Here is a 17916-nt window from a genome sequence, read left to right on the forward strand (position 1 = left end):
CTGCGCCTCGGTAAAACGGCTCTTTCGCATAAATCTGCTCCATATAAATGAGCAAACTCTACATCAAAACGCGGGACCATGCGGGGGGCAGGTCAGTTCCGCCGGTCGTCGGCCCGGCAGTTGAAACGGCATTTTCATGCTCCACCCCATGTCTGGTGTCTGCAATAAAAAAGCCCCGGAAAACCGGGGCCTGCTCAGTCGATATAGATCCTGCTCTTTGCCTTAAGGCAGGCGTGTCTTCACAGCTTTTGCGCTATCAAAATCGGCAGCAATACGCATTTCCCTCAAAGGCCGAACCTCAGCGGTCGACTTTTCATAAATCGGATGTGCACGGTAAGCGGCAAGCGCAGCATCGTCCTCGAACTCGCCGTAGACCACAAAATCAACCTTTTGGTCATAAAGATCGGTCCGCGTGTTGCGACCAATCTCAAGAACGCTCGCATGAGGGTTTTCCGTCAGCTGCGACAAGCCGCGTTCGATCGCATCAGCATCACCGCCCTCAGGCACGGAAAAGAATACGATATGACGAATCATAAAAACCTCATGCGGTTGAACCTGATTTTTGCGGCTTTCCGCTACCATGCACCCTCAATCAGAGCAAGCTAAACACCGCGCACGCGCGGCATACCAGCCTCTTCCAGCAGCAAGGCGGTCAACGCCCAGACCAGCGCGTCCAGCCGGTCCGGCGAACGTCCGGCTGAAAGTCCGTCAGGGCCGAAATCGCACATCTGGTCGACGAGCCGTGAAAAATGGCCTGCATGGCGCACACGCCCTTGTTCATAAAGCGCAGCGACGGGTTCAGCACGTAAAAACTTGCCGCGCCGGGCCCGTACCGTCGTGACCGGCAACCGCTCATCTACGCTTTTTAACATTGCTGTCACCATGTCACCGCCCTGATTGATCTCCGCCACAACGCGGTCAGCATCGAACCGGCGGAAGGCTTCCACCACAGCTCGCGCCCATTGCGCTGGCGTTCCACCTTCCATTGAGCAGTCGTCCAGCACCAGCGCACCACCATTTTCCATCGCGCCTGCCACCACAATCCCGCAAATGGAATGGCGGCCCGAACCGGCAGGCGGATCGACAGCCACAACAATCCGGCCAGTCGCCATACCACGACGTGTCACCATGCCTTCGAGATCGCTCCGGCGCCAAAGTGCGTCTTCACGATCCTCAATCAGCTCACCATCCAGTTCCTGCCGCCCGAGCCGGGTTCCGCCATAGCGCCGGTTCATCGCACGTATGAAGCCGGGTGCCAGATTTGTCAGATTGTCGGCTGTCGCAATCCGTGTCAGCACGGTATCGTCTGCCGCCAGAATATTTTTCAGCAAGGGTACGGAACGCGGCGTCGTCGTAATCATCTGTTTTGGCTTGTCACCAAGTCTCAGGCCGAACTGAAGCATATCCCAACACTCAGAGGCATAGCGCCATTTTGCAAGCTCGTCGCACCAGGCATAATGGAACTGCGAACCACGCAGCGCCTCCGGATCTTCGGACGAATAAAGATAGGCCATCGAACCATTGGGCCAGATCAAACGTCGCCTGCTGATTTCGAAATCGGGTTTTGCGTACCGCGCAATACGGCAGATTCCGGAAATTCCGTCGATCATCACTTCACGGGCGTCCCCAAGTGTTTCCGCCACAAGAGCGATCCTCAAATCGCTGCTGCGTCCCGGCGCCATCGCCAACGCATGAACCCATTCTGAGCCTGCACGGGTTTTGCCGGAGCCACGCCCGCCCATCAGAAGCCAGCTTCTCCAGTCGCCATCCGGCGGCAATTGTTCGGGTCGGGCCAGAAACGCCCAGTCTTTGGCAAGAAAACGGGCATAGAAAAGCGGATCCGCCTCAGTCTTTTGCCGATGCGCCGGCAATGCTGCGTTTTGCGCTTTTGCGCTCTGCCAGTTCCTCGGCCCGTTTTTCGATGAGATCGAGGAAGTGGGCTCTGGCATCGGCGTAGTCCTTGCTGTCGAAATTTTGATCATCCGCGCTCTGACGTGCAGCAGCAAGCCGCCGTTGCAGTTCATCGGCCTTTTCCAGTGTGCGGATGATCAGCGACATCGCATCCGCCGCCGCCTTCACATCTGCGCGGAGTTCCTTCCCCGCATCATCGGTTGCAGACTTGCTCTTGCGATCAGCGGCAAGCCGCAGCCGTCTGAAGAATGCAAACTGTGCGCGCATTTCTGTGGTCAGATCATTCAGCAATAATCGCAGGCGATCATCTGCATCGGTCACTTTCGCCTTGGGTTCGATGTCATGGTAGCCAGCTTCTGCCGGCAACACACCGATACCCCCGTCATAAACCGGGCTGCGTGGCCAGGGAGCAAACAGCGACAGACGCCCGAAATCATTTTCTGCCATCTCAGAAACCTCTCATTCGAAAACGGCTGTGAGAAACGCAAAAGCCCGGCACAAAGGCCGGGCTTGAAAACGCATGTCGATAAGAAGTGAAGTATGGAACCCCAGATGAGGGCCAGTCCCATGACCGCAATTCTCCGACTGTAAAGACAACCTAACAAAACACCGTTACGCCGTCAAGGATTATTTTCCTAGAGAGGAATTTTTCTTGTCAGATCGCAAGCTGCTCGAATGCTTCCATGGCGTGTGCGGCATACATCACCGCGGGTCCGCCACCCATGTAGATTGCCGTTCCCAGCACCTCCTCAAACTCTTCTCTGGTTACACCCATCTTCACCAGAGAGCGCGTATGAAAGGCAATGCAGGGTTCGCAGCGAATTGCTATTGCGATGCCGAGCGCCACATACTCCTTCGTTTTCGGATCAAGCGCTCCGGCTTTATCCGCAGCACCGGCCATCGCATAGAAATTGGACATGGTGTCGGGAATGTCTTTTTTCAGAACAGCGGTCTGTTTGCCGATGTCAGCCATCATGGCCTTGTAGTCAGTTGCCATCACATCACCTCAGATATTCGTAACTACGATAATTGCAGGATAAAAAGATAGCGCAGAGAATTCCTTGCGCCATATCAACTCCACAGACAGAAGAGCATAGCACATCGCGTAACGTTCAACGCCCGGATCTGATCTTAAGGCCTGTTACTCCTGGCCGGCTTTTACTGGCCAGTCGACCACGTAGTTCTCGTATTCTTCCAGTGGCATACCTGCCTCGCTGACCGTGCGGTCCCGCGCAGAAATACCAGCTTGATGCACCGTTTCGCGATCACCGGACACAAGATAGTGCCACCAGTAGAGGTCACGCCCCTCATAGATCAGCCGGTAAGCGCAGGTCGGCGGTAACCACGGAATATTCTGAACACCTTCAACATCCAGCTGGATGCATTCCGGCACCGTATCCCAGCGATTTTCGTAATCGGAGCACTGACATGAATGACCATCCAGCAGGCGACAGGCAACCGAGGTAAAAACAACCTCGCCGGTGTCCCAGTCCTCCAGCTTGTTCAGACAGCAAAGGCCGCAACCATCGCAAAGACTTTCCCATTCGCCACGGGTCATTTCCTCAAGCGACTTGCGCTGCCAGAACGGTACGGCATTGTCTGGTGAACCGGACATCTTGAACCACTTTCATTTCAGAAGCAGCCCTTATGCGCTCCTCAATAGTCAGGTTCAAGGCCTTCACAATAAAAGTTTGAACGTAAACGTAAGCAAAAACTGTCTTGAACGAAGGTCGTATCACTATCGGTTAATTGCGACAATTTGGCCCACTGGTAGCATTCAATAGCGTTTTTGGGAGAAAACGCACCCGCGCCTTTGAGGAGAGGTGCGCATCTAAATTGAAGACCTGGGAGGAGTCTGTTCAATGTCGAAATTTCTGATAAACCGGCGTGGCCTTTTGCGGGCTGGCGCTGTGGCTGGTGCCACTCTGGCCGCCCCCACCTTTTTCACGCGTGGGGCTTACGCACAGGATATGATGTCCTGCAACATGCCGACGGGCAGCACCGTTACCCTCGGTTTTAACGTACCGCAAACCGGGCCTTATGCTGATGAGGGGGCTGACGAACTGAAAGCACTTCAGCTGGCAGCAAAACACCTGAATGGTGAAGGTGATGGCGGCATGCTGAACACTTTTACGCCGAATACCCTGAAAGGAAACGGTATTCTGGGCAAGAAGGTGGAATATGTGACCGGTGACACGCAAACCAAGTCCGATGCAGCCCGTGACAGCGCAAAGCGCATGATCGAAAAAGAAGGGGCTGTGATGATTACCGGCGGCTCGTCGTCCGGTGTCGCGATTGCGGTCCAGAGTCTCTGCCAGGATATGGGCGTCTTGTTCATGGCCGGACTGACACACTCCAATGACACGACAGGCAAGGATAAGCGGCGCTATGGTTTCCGTCACTTTTTCAACGCTTACCAGTCCGGCGAGGCGCTGGCCCCTGTACTTCAGGCGGAGTACGGTTCAGATCGGCGCGCCTATCACCTGACCGCGGATTACACCTGGGGCTGGACACAGGAAGAGTCGATTAAGAACGCCACAGAAAACCTCGGCTGGGAAACGGTTCAGACCGTTAAAACCCCGGTTGGTGCGGGTGACTTTTCACAATACATCACCCCGGTTCTCAATTCCGGCGCAGATGTGCTGATTCTGAACCATTATGGCGGTGACATGGTCAACTCGCTTACGCAGGCCGTTCAGTTTGGTCTGAAGGACAAGCAGGTGAACGGCAAGAACTTCGAGATTGTTGTACCGCTGTTCTCACGTCTGATGGCACAGGGCGCAGGCAAGGCCGCTGAGAACATTCTCGGATCTGCCAACTGGAACTGGTCACTTCAGGATGCCGGCAGCCAGGCCTTCGTGAAATCCTTTGGCGAGGAATATGGCTTCCCGCCGTCGCAGGCCGCCCACACCTGCTATGTGCAGGCGCTGCTTTATGCCGATGCTGTCGAGCGAGCCGGAACCTTCTATGCACCGGAAGTCATCAAAGCTCTGGAAGGCTTTGAGTTTGACGGCATGGGCAATGGTCCAACGCTCTACCGGGCAGCAGATCATCAGTGCATGAAAGATGTTCTGGTCGTGCGCGGGAACCCGAATCCACAAAGCGAATTTGACCTTCTGGAAGTTGTGAAGGTGGTTTCGCGCTCGGACGTGGATTACGACCCGTCAATCTTTGGTGGTGAACTTGGCCCGGACACGGCCAAAAACTGCTGATTTTTCATTCACATAAACGAGGTCGGGCGATAACGCCCGCCTCTTTTTATCAACGGATGTGGATGGCAGGGTCATGGACGCAATCATCATTCAATTCTTAAACGGGCTGGATAAAGGTGCAGCATACTCGCTGATCGCACTGGGCCTTACCCTTGTTTTCGGCACGCTTGGCGTTGTCAATTTCGCGCACGGGGCGCTCTTCATGCTCGGCGCCTTCTGCGCGGTTACATTCAACGCCCTTCTGACCTGGCCGATCCAGCCGCCAAAAGCCGAAGGCGCGCTGTTTGCGCCCCGCCCCGTTCCCTACATGGAATATGCCTTTGGCGATTTTGGTGCAGCACTGATTAACTGGTCCGTGCCCCTGTCGATCCTTCTGGCCATTCCGGTCATGCTTCTGATCGGGCTTGTCATGGAACGAGGCCTGATCCGCTTTTTCTACAAACGGCCCCATGCCGACCAGATTCTGGTAACCTTCGGGCTTGCAATCGTTCTTCAGGAAATCATCAAGAAGATTTATGGCGCCAATCCGGTGCCGCAGGCCGCTCCGGATGCTTTCGCAGGAACGGCCAACATTGCCGCATGGTTCGGCATGGCAGATGCCTTCATCGTCTATCCATGGTGGCGGCTGATCTATTTCCTGTTTGCAGCGCTGGTTATCGGCGCAGTGTTCGCATTTCTTCAGTTCACGACCTACGGCATGGTTGTTCGCGCCGGGATGCGTGACCGTGAAACCGTCGGGCTGCTGGGCATTGACATCGAGAAGCGCTTCACAGTCGTTTTCGGCGTCGCCGCCGTTGTCGCCGGGCTTGCCGGCGTGATGTACACGCCGATTTTGCCGCCAAATTATCATCTTGGCATGGATTTTCTGGTCTTGAGCTTCGTGGTCGTTGTCGTCGGCGGCATGGGATCATTGCCAGGTGCCATCGTCGCAGGCTTCACGCTTGGTATTCTTCAGTCTTTCGCCTCGATGAACGAGGTCAAGGCCATCATCCCCGGTATCGACCAGGTCATTATCTACCTTGTTGCTGTCATCATCCTTTTAACAATGCCGCGCGGATTAATGGGCCGACGTGGCGTGATGGAGGACTAGAGCAATGTTCGCCAATCTCTCACGCAATGACTGGCTTCTGTTTCTGGCCTTTTCCGCGGTTGTGCTTCTGGCACCAGTCATCTTCATCCCGCTGGGCGCTGCCTATCCGGCCTTGCTGCAAAAATTCGCAATCTTCGGAATATTTGCAATCGGTTTTAACATTCTCTTCGGTCTGACAGGGTATCTTTCCTTCGGTCACGCAGCCTTTCTGGGTGTGGGCTCCTATGCTGCGGTGTGGTCATTCAAGCTTTTGACAATGAACGCCCTGCCCGCGATTTTCTTCGGCATGGTGTTTGCCGGTTTGTTCGCGGCGGTCATCGGTTTCGTCAGCCTGAGGCGTTCAGGCATCTACTTTTCAATCCTGACACTGGCCTTTGCCCAGATGAGCTACAATCTCGCCTATTCGGTGCTGACACCCATCACCAACGGCGAAACCGGTCTTCAGCTCTCGCAGAACGATCCGCGCATCCTCGACCGCCTGTTTTATCCGGCAGGCGAAGGCCTGCCGACACCGGATATGTTCGGTATTCAGCTGCAGGGTTATGAAGGCTTCTATTTCTGCGCAGTTGCACTTCTGGTCTGTTTCTTCATCACACTCAGGATTTTCCGTTCTCCGTTCGGAATGATGCTGAAAGCGGTAAAATCCAATCAGAACAGAATGATGTATACCGGTTTCAACACCCGCCCTTACCTGCGCTCCGCCTTCATCATTTCCGGTATGTTCGCAGGCCTCGCCGGATCGCTCATGGCGGTCACGGATCCGCTGGCCGGCGCGGAGCGTATGCAGTGGACGGCCTCGGGCGAAGTGGTCCTGATGACCATACTGGGCGGTGTTGGCACGTTGCTCGGCCCGGTCATCGGCGCCGTGGTGATCAAGTATTTCGAAAACATTTTCTCATCCTTCAACGAGCAGACGCTGCACAGTCTGTTTGGCGCACTGCCGGATTTTATCGAAGTTCCGCTGATCAAAATCGTTGAACCCTTTGTTGGCGAAGGCTGGCACCTGACTCTGGGTCTGATCTTCATGGCCATTGTGATCTTCCTGCCCGGCGGCATCATGGAAGGCCTTAAACGTCTCAAAGCCCGTTTCACAAATGGCGGCGGCGGCAAAAGAAAAGCCGTGAACGCTCGCCTGCAGCCTGCGGAGTGAAAACAATGACCAACACCGTTCTTCATGTTGCAGACGTTCACAAGAGTTTCGGCGGGCTTCGTGCGCTTTCAGATGTTGAGCTTGAAGTCGAGGAAGGCAAGGTTCACGCGATCATCGGACCAAACGGGGCAGGCAAGTCGACGCTTCTCAATGTCTGCATTGGCAGGATCCGGCCTGACCGTGGCCATGTCATCTTCAATGGTGAAACACTGGATCGACATGAACCGCATGAAATCAATCAGCTCGGCGTTTCCCGGGTTTTCCAGACCCCTGAAATTTTCCCGGACCTGACCCTGATCGAAAATGTCATGATCCCGGCCTTTGCCCGGCGGGACGGCGCTTTCAGGCTCAATGCCATAATGGCGCTCTCCGGTGAAAAAGAAATCCGCGATGAAGCCGAGTTCGTTCTGGAAGATATCGGACTTTCGGCAAGGCGGCACCATGAGGCGGGGTCGCTTTCGCGTGGTGACAAGCGTCGGCTGGAGCTGGCCATGTGCCTGATCCAGAAGCCGAAGCTCCTGCTTCTGGATGAACCGACTGCGGGCATGGCCCGCCACGACACCAATATGACGATTGAACTTTTGCAGCGTATCAAGGCGCGCGGCATGACCAAGGTGATCATCGAACATGACATGCATGTGGTCTTCTCGCTGGCCGATAAAATCTCGGTTCTGGCACAGGGCAGCATCATTGCCGATGGCACGCCGGATGAAGTGCGTGGCAATCCGAAGGTAAAGGAAGCCTATCTCGGGGAGACGCATTGATGAACATGTTTCAGAACAGGAACAGTTTCGTGAAGGAGCAGGATCAGGTGTCAGAGGATCATGGCGGCGCCTTTTTCAGCGTTCGCGACATTCACGCCTGGTATGGCGAAAGCTATATCGTGCAAGGGGTTTCCTTCGATATTGCCAGAGGAGAGGTGCTTTCACTTCTCGGGCGCAATGGTGCAGGCAAGACCTCAACACTTCGAACACTGGCACGGCTGGACAGCCCGGCGCTCACGCAGGGTGAAATCTGGCTGGACGGTGAACCTTTACACAACAGGCGTGCCTTTCAGGCAGCGCAATTCGGCGTTCAGCTGGTTCCGGAAGATCGCCGGATTATTGGTGGTCTGACTGTTGAGGAAAACCTTATACTTGCCCAGGTTTCCGGGCAGAAGGGCTGGGAAATCGAGCAGGTTTATGAACGTTTCCCCCGCTTGGCCGAACGGCGCGGACAGGAGGCCATCACGCTTTCCGGCGGTGAGCAGCAAATGCTCGCTGTAGCACGCGCATTGGCGCGTGATCTGAAAATCCTGTTTCTCGACGAACCCTATGAAGGGCTTGCACCGGTTATCGTTCAGGAAATCGAAAGCATTGTCCGACAGATCCGCGATCTCGGCATCACGACGATTATCGTCGAACAGAACGCCGTTGCTGCTCTGCGTCTGTCCGATAAGGCCGTCATCATGGATACGGGACAGGCAGTCTTCGCCGGAACTGCGCAGGAGGTTCTCGACAACAAAGAACTTCGCGACGAATATCTGGCGATCTGAGCGAGAATATCTTTTTGCAACCGATGTGGCGGCCGAGCGAGACGTCATCTGCGTGACAGACTCAGCGCAGATGGCGTCTCTTGCTTATGAAGAGCAAAGGTCAACGCCCAACCTGTTCCATGGTTAACATCTTTCTAACGATTTGCCGCTAGTTTGATCAAAGCTTTGAAGACGAGTTCGAGGAGTAAGGCTTTGGTTGACCGCTATCGGGAACTTGAAGGAGTAAACAGCGCGCGCAAGCTCGATGTCGTGCTCATGGCAACGGTTTCCAGCTTCGGTTCGCTGCAGCAACCTACAGCCGGAGAAACCCGTCGTTTTGCCGAGCTTTTCGGCCCGGTTTACGAAGCCTCGAGCATGGAAGCCCGGCGTCAGGCTGTCGCAGCGCTTTCCGGCAATGCGCATATTCCGCAAAGCGTTTGTCTGTTTATCGCCCGGCAGGATATCACCATATCAGCGCCGTTTCTTGGCCGCTCACCTTCGATTTCCGATGACACACTGATCAGTATTATCGAAGAAGAGAGCGAAGACCACACGCGGGCGATCATCCACCGCAACGACCTTTCTCAGCGTGTTATCGAAGCACTCATCAGTGCGCACAAGCCACAACCAGACGACAATCAGGATGGTGCCGCAACTGAAAATGCGGCGACCTACGACGGAAGTGAAGCGCTGCGCCAGACGCTGAAAGCAATGGCGGCGAAGGCTGCAGGCAATGACAAGGATGACCGGCTGGGACTGGTGACACTCAATGAGCTTCAAACGGCTCTTCTGGTGCGTTTTGCCCGTCGTCGCGAGCATCTGCTTTTCCGGGAAACGCTGGCGCGTGCTCTGGGCGGTGAAACGCTTCTCGCCAACGACATTCTGAGCGACATCTCCGGTCACCGGCTGGCAACTGCTCTTGTGGCACTCGGCATGTCCGAAGACGACACAACATTTGTTCTGCCACGCATTTTCCCGCATATGGCACTCGATGATGATGGCCACACGGAAATCCGCGCAATGGTCGGGGACATTTCGACAGAGGGCGCGATTGAAAGCCTGCTGCGCTGGCAGTCAGATGCCACGCAGCGCGCGGATGGCCACGAAAGCCCTCAGCGTGACAAGCGTCGAAGCGCCTGACTTAAAAAAGGCGGCCAATTACAGCCTTGCCCTCCAGTTGTGATCCTCTGGCAAAACGGCGATGATATCGCCCATCGTTTCGATCTCGACTCCGACAATCCAGAGGTCACCGTCGAAACGGCGCTCTTTTTCCAGTCGGTCAGAAACTGAAAGCGCATCTGCATCACGCATTCGTCTTTCAAATACGCGATCGGCAATTTCAGCGTTGTCTGCGCTTTGAAGCGCGGGCAGAAACAGATTTTCCGAGCCATCGCGCAGCGTCTGGCGTATCGCGATGGCGCCAGCCTCGGCGGCCCCTTTTTTTTCGATGGCCGCAAAACCACCTTCGGCAAAGATCCGGCGGACAAGAGCGGATACAAAGATATCTGAACGCAGACGCATGTCAGATTATCCCGCTCATAGCGCGCCAATCTCTTTCAGCTTATCCAGAACGGCAACACTCGGTTCACCCGTAGCCGGCAGGCGATAATGCTTCTGGAATTGCAGAATGGCCTCTCGGGTTTTCGTTCCGGCAACGCCATCAACGGTCACATCATCATAAGCAATATTGACCAGGCCGCGCTGGATCTCGACCACCATCGGGCTTGCGACACCAGCAGTTTCAGCACTTTGAGATGCCGATGCGGTTTGAAGCACAGCCGTGACGGCATCGCCAGTGCCAGTGGAGACTTCAGCCGGTGGCCTCGGACTGGGCAGCGGTGGAGAGCCTTGCGACGCGACCGAGTTCAACACCGTCAAAAGCCCCTGATCGGCAGTTCCGGTTTCGGCAAGGTTGTGGTCGGCTTGAAACTTGATAATTGCCGTACGGGTCAAAGGACCTGTCACACCGTCAGCTTCGCCGGTGTAGTAGCCCAGATCAGAAAGCCGCTTCTGAACGGAGATGAGGATCGCGGTCTTATCCGGCAAGGCGTCTTCAAGGGTGGCATCCTGAGCCTCAACATCTGAGGCAGGCTGAACCGCAGGCTCTGGTCGCGGAGGATTATCCTGAACCGATTTCAGGATGGCCATCAGATCTGCTTCCCCGCCCCGATGAGCGCCTTCCTGTGTTTCGACCGAGCCGGTAACAACGTCTTCGTCGCGCTCGATACGGAACGTCTCATACGCCTCTTCTGACGATATCGCATGTTGTCCCGGCACCAGATAGGGATCCACCGGAGAGCGGGTTTTCATCATCGGTCCGGGATGCGGGCCCGGTTGATACCAGAGCGCATTGGCCGAGACAAAACTGAAGACAACCCCGAACACGACAGGACCCGCCAGCCATGAAGGATGGCGTGCCGCAAACCGGCCCGTCTCGGTCATCCATCTGCTCAAAAGCCCCGGCGTCTTCTTCTTTTTCCCACGCCTGGCTTTCTTTTTCACCGTCTTCGCCATCTGTTCCTATCCGCATCAGTTCTGGCGTTACCGTTATCGTCGCCTTCAGGCAGCGCCGAAGAGCATCCAACTTCGGCGTGCATAGACATAGGCCATGACGACTTAACGAAGCGTAATGCTCTGATCCATTCAAAACCAGTCTTGCAGGCCTTTTGCAATGGACATGAAGCATCAAAAATCCGGTCTATGGTTAACGTCGTTAAAACGCCCGCGCTTTTTCTGAAAGGCCGAAAGTAAAAAAAATGACGGAAAATCAGTCTTTTCGTCACAACGTCCAGAGGTTACCAGAGACAAGCATACGCAACCTTGAGCCACACCAATGCCTTCTTAGCGGCTCATTTACCAACTTGGGCTATGACCGATAGAAGATATATGTCTCTCCGGCTCTGCATTGCGAAAGTGACCGGCCTTCAGGCTTGTCTGACGAATGAAGGAATTTGAGGCGGCAATGACAATCCGCAACGGTGAATATGCGGCAAGAGATGAAACAAGACGGGCAACACAATGAGATTTCTTCTGAAGTCAGCATTCATGATATTTCTGCTGCTGCTGGTCATGCCTTTCTTCGCACCGTTTCTGCTTGATAAGCCGCTGACCAGCGAACGCTCAGCGATGCCCGGCCCACAGGAGATCGGTGGAGCGGTTTCCGCAGCGCGCGGAACCATCGAATATATGAGTGGCATCTGCGAGGATAAGCCGGAGGTCTGTGAAGATGGCGCCGGTATTCTGAGCTTTCTCGGGTCACGGGCCAGACAAGGCGCCGAGATCGTCTATATCTATCTCGGTCAGCATTTTGGTGATAATAAAACAACGGAAGAAAAGCAGGCGGACGATACATACGGCTCCACGAACCCAGCGCCTTTGGCCGACCATAATCTGGAAGCCGAGCGCCCTCCACAAGACATGGTCACAACCGGTGCGATTGCAGAAACCAACACGGTCTCAGCCGAACCATCCGCACCAAAAGCCGTGCAACCGCCGGGTCCGGTACCCGATGCCTTTTCTCCGGACATCAGTGGTATTTCCATTGATGTTCCGATCCCGACCCGCCGCCCCCGTTGAGTCGTTTTCAAGACCAAGGTTCAAAACCGGCCCAATCATGGCTATATGGTCTGTGAAGCGAACAAAGGTAAACTTACATGCCCCAGACAATCGACCAGATCATTGACGATTTTGCCTTTCTCGACGACTGGGAAGACCGCTATCGCTATGTCATCGAGCTTGGAAAAACCCTGCCTGACCTTCCTGCGGAAGAGAAGACAGAGGCCAACCGTGTTCATGGTTGCGCCAGTCAGGTCTGGCTGGTTGCCGAGGCCGAAGAGGGACAGGATCCGCCGATCAGATTTCGTGGCGATTCCGATGCTTTTATCGTCCGTGGTCTCGTCTCGATTGTTATGACGGTTTATTCCGGCAAAACAGCGTCGGAAATCGCAAAAACAGATGCGATCGACACTTTCCGGAAGATCGGGCTGGTTGATCACCTGTCCGCACAAAGGGCAAACGGATTGAACGCGATGGTAACGCGAATCCGTGAAATCGCAACCCAGCGCCTTTCGCACAACGCCTGACTGACTACCGCTCATCCCGAAACAGGGCAGACAGATCGGGGCGATAGCCATCGTCGCCCCAATGGCGTATTCCACCTGTTATGTTTGGCGGAGCATAGTGGCGCGCAAGTGCCTGCAAAGCGGTGCGCACCATCACCTTAGCCGAGCGGACGGGCCATTGCCGCTCTCTTTCAATTTGCTCAAGCCCCTTTTCAAAGCAACAGAAATCCAGCACGACATCGGCAAGCTCCGGCCCGATGGCTTTGAGAGCATGCCTAACCCGCCGGCGCGCATCCAGCGCGATATCGGAAAGGTTATCGCCTCCGCTCACGCCACCTGTCCGCGTCTCAAGACGCGGCATCAGCGAGGCGGAAATATTCGGTTGCATCTGTGCCCGGTCAAAATCCCGTGCAATCCGCGCTCCGGCTTCCACGGCCTGACACGTCAGAAACAGGCTGCCGTTGCGGTCTTTCAGACGCGAAAGCTGCATCAGCGGAGATTTCTCGCCGTGTTTCACCGCTGATACTGAATTGATCTCACGCATCATCCAGCAACTCCAAATCTGCCAGAATTGAAATGGACAGACGCTCAATCGAAGCGACGAACTCATCAAAGGCACGGTCGTCGCGTCTGTCTTCGATCACACGGCACGCATAGGCGACGGTGGTACGATCCCGATTGAAGGCCTGACCGACTTCACTTAACGAAAACTGCAAGGCAACATGACAAACATACATTGCGATCTGGCGGCTTTGTGAAAGCCTTTGCTTCTGTGCGCGCTCCACGATGTCATGCGCTCCTGCAAGATGCCCGGCCTCCTTGGTGATCAACCGGACAACACGGCAAGCGCGACGAAGCTGCGAAGGCCTGCTATTGGCCTCATTTAATTGCCCGGAACCAAGTACGCCACTGCATTTCCACTCGCTGAGCGGTGCTCGTAAACTGGTAAAGATCATTCGTTCCCTGCTCATTGTTATCCTCGCCTGAATAGGCTTGAATCCTTACATGTTTTGAAAGAACCGGGGATAGAAAAGAGCTTACGAATACCCTCAATGATTGATTTTATTTGACTTTAAAGTAATATACCAGGATTATTTTCCTATACTTTTCAGACGGCTACCAACCAGAATACGGGTGTAAAACAGTTCAAATGAGGTTTCCCACCTTCATCTATCTTCAACCGAAAGATCACGAAACATGGCTGGCAAAGCGCAACATCCCCTCAGACCATCGGCCGAAATGGATAAAAACCATTGTTGCGAAACGACTTGAGGAAACACTGAACACGATTCAATCTGAGGCAGTCGCGCTGGCGGCTCAGCCAAAAAAAATCGGCCGCCCAAAGGCGACCGAATAAAAAACGTAACATCAGAGCCCGCATGGGACCTGTCAGCGTTTGCGGCGCTGACCGAGCCCCATCTCTTTGGCAAGGCGAGAGCGCGCTTCTGCATAAGACGGTGCGACCATCGGGTAGTCAGCCGGAAGATCCCACTTTTCACGGTAAGCATCAGGTGTCAGATCGTGATGGGTCATCAGATGACGTTTCAGCGATTTGAACGTGCCACCGCACTCAAGGCAGACAAGATGATCGCCACTGATCGACTTGCGAACGGAAACCGCCGGCTTCTGCTTTTCAGCAGCAGCTGCTGCACCGGATGGCTTTGAAGTGTTGCTCAAAGCACTGTGAACTTCTGTAATCAGAGCAGGTAAATCTGCTGTCTGGACAACATGATTGCTGACATATGCGGCGACAATATCCGCGGTAAGCTCCACCAGATTCTGTGTATCTTGCTCAGCGACAGCTTCAGTCATGATTTACTCCAATCCATCTTCGTCTTCCTGTTTCGGCCGAGGCAAGCAGAGCCACTGAACTGCATTGCTGATATGACAGAATACGCGACAATCAGGCTCATACAAAACCACGATTTTCTTGCGCACTGGCGTATAACACCAAATATTCTGCAGAAAGCGCCTCTATCGAAACATGAAAAGGTAAATTTATCTTTTGTGTTTTTAAAGAGCTGAATTCATCTACTCATAGGAAGGCAATATCATTTCATACGAAAATGTAAAGTTATAAAAGACACAATAATACTGTCAGCCGATCTCCAAAACTAGAAACCGAAAGCACGCAAAAGCGGAGCAAAAGAATACTTAACTCAAGCGTCTTGAGGGCTTTTTTTCACTTTTCTAACCATCATCGCTACTTTTAAGTTCATCTTGCACTGTACCTTCGTATAAAGGGTAACCAATCTGATGCGCTGAGCGCGCAAGAAGGTGGGCAGATATCGGCGCAGTCAGAATGAAAAACAAGATACCGGCGACGGCGCGAACGAATGTCGGTATATCGCCTGAGTGAAAGCCGATTGCCAAAAATGTGAGACCCGCACCAACCGTACCGGCTTTCGAAGCTGCGTGCATACGGCTGTAAAGGTCAGGCAAACGCAGGATACCGATCGCCGCCGTCAGCGTGAAAAGCGCACCACCCAGCATCAACAGCGAGACAAGGATTGCCAAAGCATAGTCCATCGTTTCAGCCTTTCTTTTCTGCGTCAGCCGTCACAACCGGCACGTCTTCGCCACTTTCACCATGGTCGTAGGCCATCGGATGCGGTTTGACCTCAAAACCCGTGCGTGTTTCAGCCCGCATACCACTGGAACGAATGAAACGGGCAAATGCAACGGTCGCCAGAAAGCCGACAAGGCCAAGCGCGATGGCGATATCGATATAGAGCGTGAAGCCCGTGCGTATCGCAATCACAACGATGAAGGCCATACCAACAGCAACCAGCATATCCAGTGCGAGCGCCCTGTCAGGCAATGTCGGCCCTTTGACCACCCGGACCCCTGTGAGGATCAGCGAGAGGCAGAGAATCACAATCGACGCCTGAGCCGACCACTGTACGATAGTTTCAGGTGTCATCGGGAAAAGGCCTCCCTGATCTTGGTTTCAAAACCATTGGCAATATCCTGGCGGATTCCTTCGGGATCTGCACAGTCAAGCGCATGAATGTAAAGTCGCTTCTTGTCCTCCGAAACATCCACAGACAGCGTTCCCGGCGTAAGCGTGATCATGTTTGCGAGCAGTACGATCTGAAAATCATCTTCAAGCGAAAGGTCAAAGCGTAAGATACCCGGCTTGAGATGCATCTTCGGCGAACAGACCAGACTTGCGACCGACCAGGCTGATTTCATCAGTTCAAACAGAAACAGAAGAAACAACGAGAGTATTCTCATCAACCGCGTGAAATATCCGGTTCCGCCAACCTGATGGCGGACAAGCGCGACACAGATTGCTCCGATCAGAAGGCCGAAGATGAGATTGTGTAATGAAGCGCTGCCAGTAACAGCAACCCACACAAAGGCCAGAACAAGGTTCAGAAGATACATGGACATCTAGAGCCCTCCCTCAGGAAAGACCGAGGAGAAATAGCCCTCAGGCGAAAGAACACCATCAACAGCGACGGATGCAAGATGAAGGAGACTTTCCGGAAACAGACCAAACCAGACGACAAGCGCGGAAAGCGCCAGAAGCGGGATCCACTCGCTTAGCCTGAGCTCAACCCGCACGCGATCCTCCGTTTCGCTCGGGCGCCAGTACGCCAGCAGAAAGACCCGGCCAAGGGCGATCGAAGAGAAGAAACCGGCAATCAGAATAGCACAAACAAGCCACCAGTTCCCATTGGCAACCGCGGCTTTCACCAGAACCGCCTTCGGCCAGAATCCTGAAAATGGCGGCAAACCGGCCGCTGCAAAGAACAGCGCCAGAGAAAGACCTGCAAAGACAGGGTTGCTTCGGTAAAGCCCGGCGATCTGATTGAGCGAAAACCCACCAGCAAGCTTGCCTGCAAGACCAACGGCCAGATAGAGCGCCGTCATCAGTATGATCGAGTGCAGTGCATAGAAGACGGCCCCCTGAAGCGCCAGGGCATCGCCCATCGCCACACCGGCCAGCATATTCCCGATGCCGACAATCACGATGTAGCCGACGGCTCTGCGAATATCATGCTGCGCGATCGCGCCCATCCCCGCAAGGATCAGAGTCAGGAAAGCACTGACACCCACAACCCAGCCAAGGACTGCCAGATCAGTCGGCAGGATCATCACCATCACACGAATCAGTGCGTAAACGCCGACTTTGGTGAGCAAACCGCCAAACAATGCCGAAACGACAGTACGCGGCGTATGATAAGAGGCAGGAAGCCAGAAATTAACCGGAAACGCGGCGGCCTTCATCGCAAAAGCCAGGACGAAAAGAGCACCGATTGTTCCGGTTGGAAGCGACGGCTCTGAGCGGGAAAGCATCGCGATATCAGCCATATTCAGCGTTCCGAAGACCGCATATAGATAAGCAACAGCAATCAGGAACAGGGTCGTGCCGATCAGGTTCAAAACGGCGTATTTCATCGCACCGTCCAACTGTTCATGGCTTGAGCCAAGGATCAGAAGACCGAAAGACGAAATCAGCAGAACTTCAAACCAGACATAGAGGTTGAAGATATCACCGGTCAGAAAAGCACCGGAAACACCGGCCATCAGCAGCATTAGAAATGGATAGAAACCATAGCGCCGCTCGAGCTTGTTGATATCACCGATGGCGAAAATAGCGCCTGCCAGAGCAACAATGGCAGCGGCAAGCGCAAACAGTGCCCCCAGAACGTCCGCCGTAAAGGCAATACCGAAGGGAGGAAGCCAACGCCCGGCGACCATCGTTATCGGCCCGTTGGTGCAAACGGCGTAAAGAAGAAAACTGTCTACGATCACCAGAAGTGTCAGGGCGGCGATCGCGATTATAGGGTGATAGACTGTGTGCTTTCGCACCAGCATCATCGCTGCGCCCACGGTAATACATAAGGCAATAGGTAGAATGACCAGCCACTGCGTGAGGTCTGACGGCTCCATAGTGAGCGCCAGCGACAGGTCAACATGATGAGCGGAAGACGATGCGGCCATGATGTTTCGTCTTATTTCCTTGTTCT

Annotated in this window: 22 protein-coding genes; 8 read left to right on the top strand and 14 right to left on the bottom strand. The window is 54.3% G+C overall.

The features are described from left to right. Positions 1 to 222 precede the first annotated feature (222 nt). From EDC90_RS14480 to EDC90_RS14500, 5 genes are all read right to left on the bottom strand, one after another. On the bottom strand, positions 223 to 534 hold the full coding sequence (locus EDC90_RS14480) for a Dabb family protein (protein ID WP_132312840.1): 312 nt from the start codon (positions 532 to 534) through the stop codon (positions 223 to 225). A gap of 68 nt (positions 535 to 602) precedes the next feature. Continuing rightward, positions 603 to 1949, bottom strand: a complete 1347-nt coding sequence (locus EDC90_RS14485; protein WP_132312844.1) for a DNA-packaging protein — start codon at positions 1947 to 1949, stop codon at positions 603 to 605. Beyond that, complete coding sequence (locus EDC90_RS14490) at positions 1846 to 2358, bottom strand: hypothetical protein (RefSeq protein ID WP_132312846.1); 513 nt, start codon at positions 2356 to 2358, stop codon at positions 1846 to 1848. The genes EDC90_RS14485 and EDC90_RS14490 overlap by 104 nt, the downstream gene beginning before the upstream one ends. A gap of 208 nt (positions 2359 to 2566) precedes the next feature. Next, complete coding sequence (locus EDC90_RS14495; protein ID WP_132312849.1) at positions 2567 to 2908, bottom strand: carboxymuconolactone decarboxylase family protein; 342 nt, start codon at positions 2906 to 2908, stop codon at positions 2567 to 2569. Positions 2909 to 3052: 144 nt separating this feature from the next. Next, positions 3053 to 3526 (bottom strand): YcgN family cysteine cluster protein, encoded by a 474-nt coding sequence (locus EDC90_RS14500; protein ID WP_132312851.1) that lies wholly within the window; start codon positions 3524 to 3526, stop codon positions 3053 to 3055. A 247-nt stretch (positions 3527 to 3773) separates the two neighbouring features. On the opposite strand from EDC90_RS14500, the gene EDC90_RS14505 reads away from it, so the two are divergent. From EDC90_RS14505 to EDC90_RS14530, 6 genes are all read left to right on the top strand, one after another. Beyond that, complete coding sequence (locus EDC90_RS14505; protein WP_207903921.1) at positions 3774 to 5123, top strand: substrate-binding protein; 1350 nt, start codon at positions 3774 to 3776, stop codon at positions 5121 to 5123. A gap of 73 nt (positions 5124 to 5196) precedes the next feature. Further along, the gene (locus EDC90_RS14510; RefSeq protein ID WP_132312854.1) at positions 5197 to 6213 is read left to right on the top strand and encodes a branched-chain amino acid ABC transporter permease; all 1017 of its coding nucleotides are present in this window, start codon (positions 5197 to 5199) and stop codon (positions 6211 to 6213) included. A gap of 4 nt (positions 6214 to 6217) precedes the next feature. After that, complete coding sequence (locus tag EDC90_RS14515; RefSeq protein WP_132312857.1) at positions 6218 to 7363, top strand: branched-chain amino acid ABC transporter permease; 1146 nt, start codon at positions 6218 to 6220, stop codon at positions 7361 to 7363. 5 nt (positions 7364 to 7368) lie between these two features. Next, entirely contained in the window at positions 7369 to 8127 is a 759-nt protein-coding gene (locus EDC90_RS14520) for an ABC transporter ATP-binding protein (protein ID WP_132312859.1), read from the top strand. A 5-nt stretch (positions 8128 to 8132) separates the two neighbouring features. Further along, positions 8133 to 8897, top strand: coding sequence for an ABC transporter ATP-binding protein (locus tag EDC90_RS14525; protein ID WP_245511069.1), 765 nt, complete (start codon positions 8133 to 8135; stop codon positions 8895 to 8897). 192 nt (positions 8898 to 9089) lie between these two features. Continuing rightward, positions 9090 to 10016 carry a DUF2336 domain-containing protein gene (locus EDC90_RS14530; protein WP_132312864.1) on the top strand — a complete coding sequence of 309 codons (927 nt, stop codon included), beginning with the start codon at positions 9090 to 9092 and terminating at the stop codon, positions 10014 to 10016. 18 nt (positions 10017 to 10034) lie between these two features. Here the strand turns inward: EDC90_RS14530 and EDC90_RS14535 are convergent, their stop codons facing one another. Beyond that, complete coding sequence (locus EDC90_RS14535; RefSeq protein WP_132312866.1) at positions 10035 to 10397, bottom strand: DUF1491 family protein; 363 nt, start codon at positions 10395 to 10397, stop codon at positions 10035 to 10037. Positions 10398 to 10412: 15 nt separating this feature from the next. Next, complete coding sequence (locus EDC90_RS14540) at positions 10413 to 11390, bottom strand: peptidoglycan-binding domain-containing protein (RefSeq protein ID WP_132312868.1); 978 nt, start codon at positions 11388 to 11390, stop codon at positions 10413 to 10415. A gap of 504 nt (positions 11391 to 11894) precedes the next feature. On the opposite strand from EDC90_RS14540, the gene EDC90_RS14545 reads away from it, so the two are divergent. Next, positions 11895 to 12452: a DUF5330 domain-containing protein gene (locus tag EDC90_RS14545; RefSeq protein WP_132312870.1), complete on the top strand. Its 558-nt coding sequence runs from the start codon at positions 11895 to 11897 to the stop codon at positions 12450 to 12452. A 77-nt stretch (positions 12453 to 12529) separates the two neighbouring features. Next, entirely contained in the window at positions 12530 to 12958 is a 429-nt protein-coding gene (locus tag EDC90_RS14550) for a SufE family protein (RefSeq protein WP_132312872.1), read from the top strand. 4 nt (positions 12959 to 12962) lie between these two features. Here EDC90_RS14550 and EDC90_RS14555 read toward each other — a convergent pair whose 3' ends face one another. The 7 genes from EDC90_RS14555 to EDC90_RS14585 form a co-directional block, all read right to left on the bottom strand. Then, positions 12963 to 13484, bottom strand: a complete 522-nt coding sequence (locus EDC90_RS14555) for a DUF6456 domain-containing protein (protein ID WP_207903922.1) — start codon at positions 13482 to 13484, stop codon at positions 12963 to 12965. Then, on the bottom strand, positions 13474 to 13908 hold the full coding sequence (locus EDC90_RS14560; RefSeq protein ID WP_245511064.1) for a helix-turn-helix domain-containing protein: 435 nt from the start codon (positions 13906 to 13908) through the stop codon (positions 13474 to 13476). The genes EDC90_RS14555 and EDC90_RS14560 overlap by 11 nt, the downstream gene beginning before the upstream one ends. A gap of 418 nt (positions 13909 to 14326) precedes the next feature. After that, positions 14327 to 14749, bottom strand: coding sequence for a MucR family transcriptional regulator (locus EDC90_RS14565; protein ID WP_132312876.1), 423 nt, complete (start codon positions 14747 to 14749; stop codon positions 14327 to 14329). A gap of 378 nt (positions 14750 to 15127) precedes the next feature. Beyond that, on the bottom strand, positions 15128 to 15466 hold the full coding sequence (mnhG, locus tag EDC90_RS14570; RefSeq protein ID WP_132312878.1) for a monovalent cation/H(+) antiporter subunit G: 339 nt from the start codon (positions 15464 to 15466) through the stop codon (positions 15128 to 15130). 4 nt (positions 15467 to 15470) lie between these two features. Further along, positions 15471 to 15860, bottom strand: coding sequence for a cation:proton antiporter (locus EDC90_RS14575; RefSeq protein ID WP_132312880.1), 390 nt, complete (start codon positions 15858 to 15860; stop codon positions 15471 to 15473). Then, positions 15857 to 16333, bottom strand: a complete 477-nt coding sequence (locus EDC90_RS14580; RefSeq protein WP_132312882.1) for a Na+/H+ antiporter subunit E — start codon at positions 16331 to 16333, stop codon at positions 15857 to 15859. Before EDC90_RS14580 ends, EDC90_RS14575 begins: the two co-directional genes overlap by 4 nt. Beyond that, on the bottom strand, positions 16334 to 17890 hold the full coding sequence (locus EDC90_RS14585) for a Na+/H+ antiporter subunit D (protein ID WP_132312883.1): 1557 nt from the start codon (positions 17888 to 17890) through the stop codon (positions 16334 to 16336). Between the last annotated feature and the right edge of the window lie 26 nt (positions 17891 to 17916).

It is taken from the genome of Martelella mediterranea (genome assembly GCF_004342225.1).
GTDB lineage: Bacteria > Pseudomonadota > Alphaproteobacteria > Rhizobiales > Rhizobiaceae > Martelella > Martelella mediterranea_B.

Excerpts from the sequence above, each read along its gene's own strand:
- EDC90_RS14545 (WP_132312870.1), top strand. The coding sequence starts at position 11,895 with ATGAGATTTCTTCTGAAGTCAGCATTCATGATATTTCTGCTGCTGCTG.
- EDC90_RS14525 (WP_245511069.1), top strand. The coding sequence starts at position 8,133 with ATGTTTCAGAACAGGAACAGTTTCGTGAAGGAGCAGGATCAGGTGTCA.
- EDC90_RS14500 (WP_132312851.1), bottom strand. The coding sequence starts at position 3,526 with ATGTCCGGTTCACCAGACAATGCCGTACCGTTCTGGCAGCGCAAGTCG.
- EDC90_RS14485 (WP_132312844.1), bottom strand. The coding sequence starts at position 1,949 with ATGCCAGAGCCCACTTCCTCGATCTCATCGAAAAACGGGCCGAGGAAC.
- EDC90_RS14565 (WP_132312876.1), bottom strand. The coding sequence starts at position 14,749 with ATGACTGAAGCTGTCGCTGAGCAAGATACACAGAATCTGGTGGAGCTT.
- EDC90_RS14515 (WP_132312857.1), top strand. The coding sequence starts at position 6,218 with ATGTTCGCCAATCTCTCACGCAATGACTGGCTTCTGTTTCTGGCCTTT.
- mnhG (WP_132312878.1), bottom strand. The coding sequence starts at position 15,466 with ATGGACTATGCTTTGGCAATCCTTGTCTCGCTGTTGATGCTGGGTGGT.
- EDC90_RS14490 (WP_132312846.1), bottom strand. The coding sequence starts at position 2,358 with ATGGCAGAAAATGATTTCGGGCGTCTGTCGCTGTTTGCTCCCTGGCCA.
- EDC90_RS14585 (WP_132312883.1), bottom strand. The coding sequence starts at position 17,890 with ATGGCCGCATCGTCTTCCGCTCATCATGTTGACCTGTCGCTGGCGCTC.
- EDC90_RS14505 (WP_207903921.1), top strand. The coding sequence starts at position 3,774 with ATGTCGAAATTTCTGATAAACCGGCGTGGCCTTTTGCGGGCTGGCGCT.
- EDC90_RS14480 (WP_132312840.1), bottom strand. The coding sequence starts at position 534 with ATGATTCGTCATATCGTATTCTTTTCCGTGCCTGAGGGCGGTGATGCT.
- EDC90_RS14535 (WP_132312866.1), bottom strand. The coding sequence starts at position 10,397 with ATGCGTCTGCGTTCAGATATCTTTGTATCCGCTCTTGTCCGCCGGATC.
- EDC90_RS14550 (WP_132312872.1), top strand. The coding sequence starts at position 12,530 with ATGCCCCAGACAATCGACCAGATCATTGACGATTTTGCCTTTCTCGAC.
- EDC90_RS14495 (WP_132312849.1), bottom strand. The coding sequence starts at position 2,908 with ATGGCAACTGACTACAAGGCCATGATGGCTGACATCGGCAAACAGACC.
- EDC90_RS14520 (WP_132312859.1), top strand. The coding sequence starts at position 7,369 with ATGACCAACACCGTTCTTCATGTTGCAGACGTTCACAAGAGTTTCGGC.
- EDC90_RS14555 (WP_207903922.1), bottom strand. The coding sequence starts at position 13,484 with ATGATGCGTGAGATCAATTCAGTATCAGCGGTGAAACACGGCGAGAAA.
- EDC90_RS14575 (WP_132312880.1), bottom strand. The coding sequence starts at position 15,860 with ATGACACCTGAAACTATCGTACAGTGGTCGGCTCAGGCGTCGATTGTG.
- EDC90_RS14560 (WP_245511064.1), bottom strand. The coding sequence starts at position 13,908 with ATGAGCAGGGAACGAATGATCTTTACCAGTTTACGAGCACCGCTCAGC.
- EDC90_RS14510 (WP_132312854.1), top strand. The coding sequence starts at position 5,197 with ATGGACGCAATCATCATTCAATTCTTAAACGGGCTGGATAAAGGTGCA.
- EDC90_RS14540 (WP_132312868.1), bottom strand. The coding sequence starts at position 11,390 with ATGGCGAAGACGGTGAAAAAGAAAGCCAGGCGTGGGAAAAAGAAGAAG.
- EDC90_RS14580 (WP_132312882.1), bottom strand. The coding sequence starts at position 16,333 with ATGTCCATGTATCTTCTGAACCTTGTTCTGGCCTTTGTGTGGGTTGCT.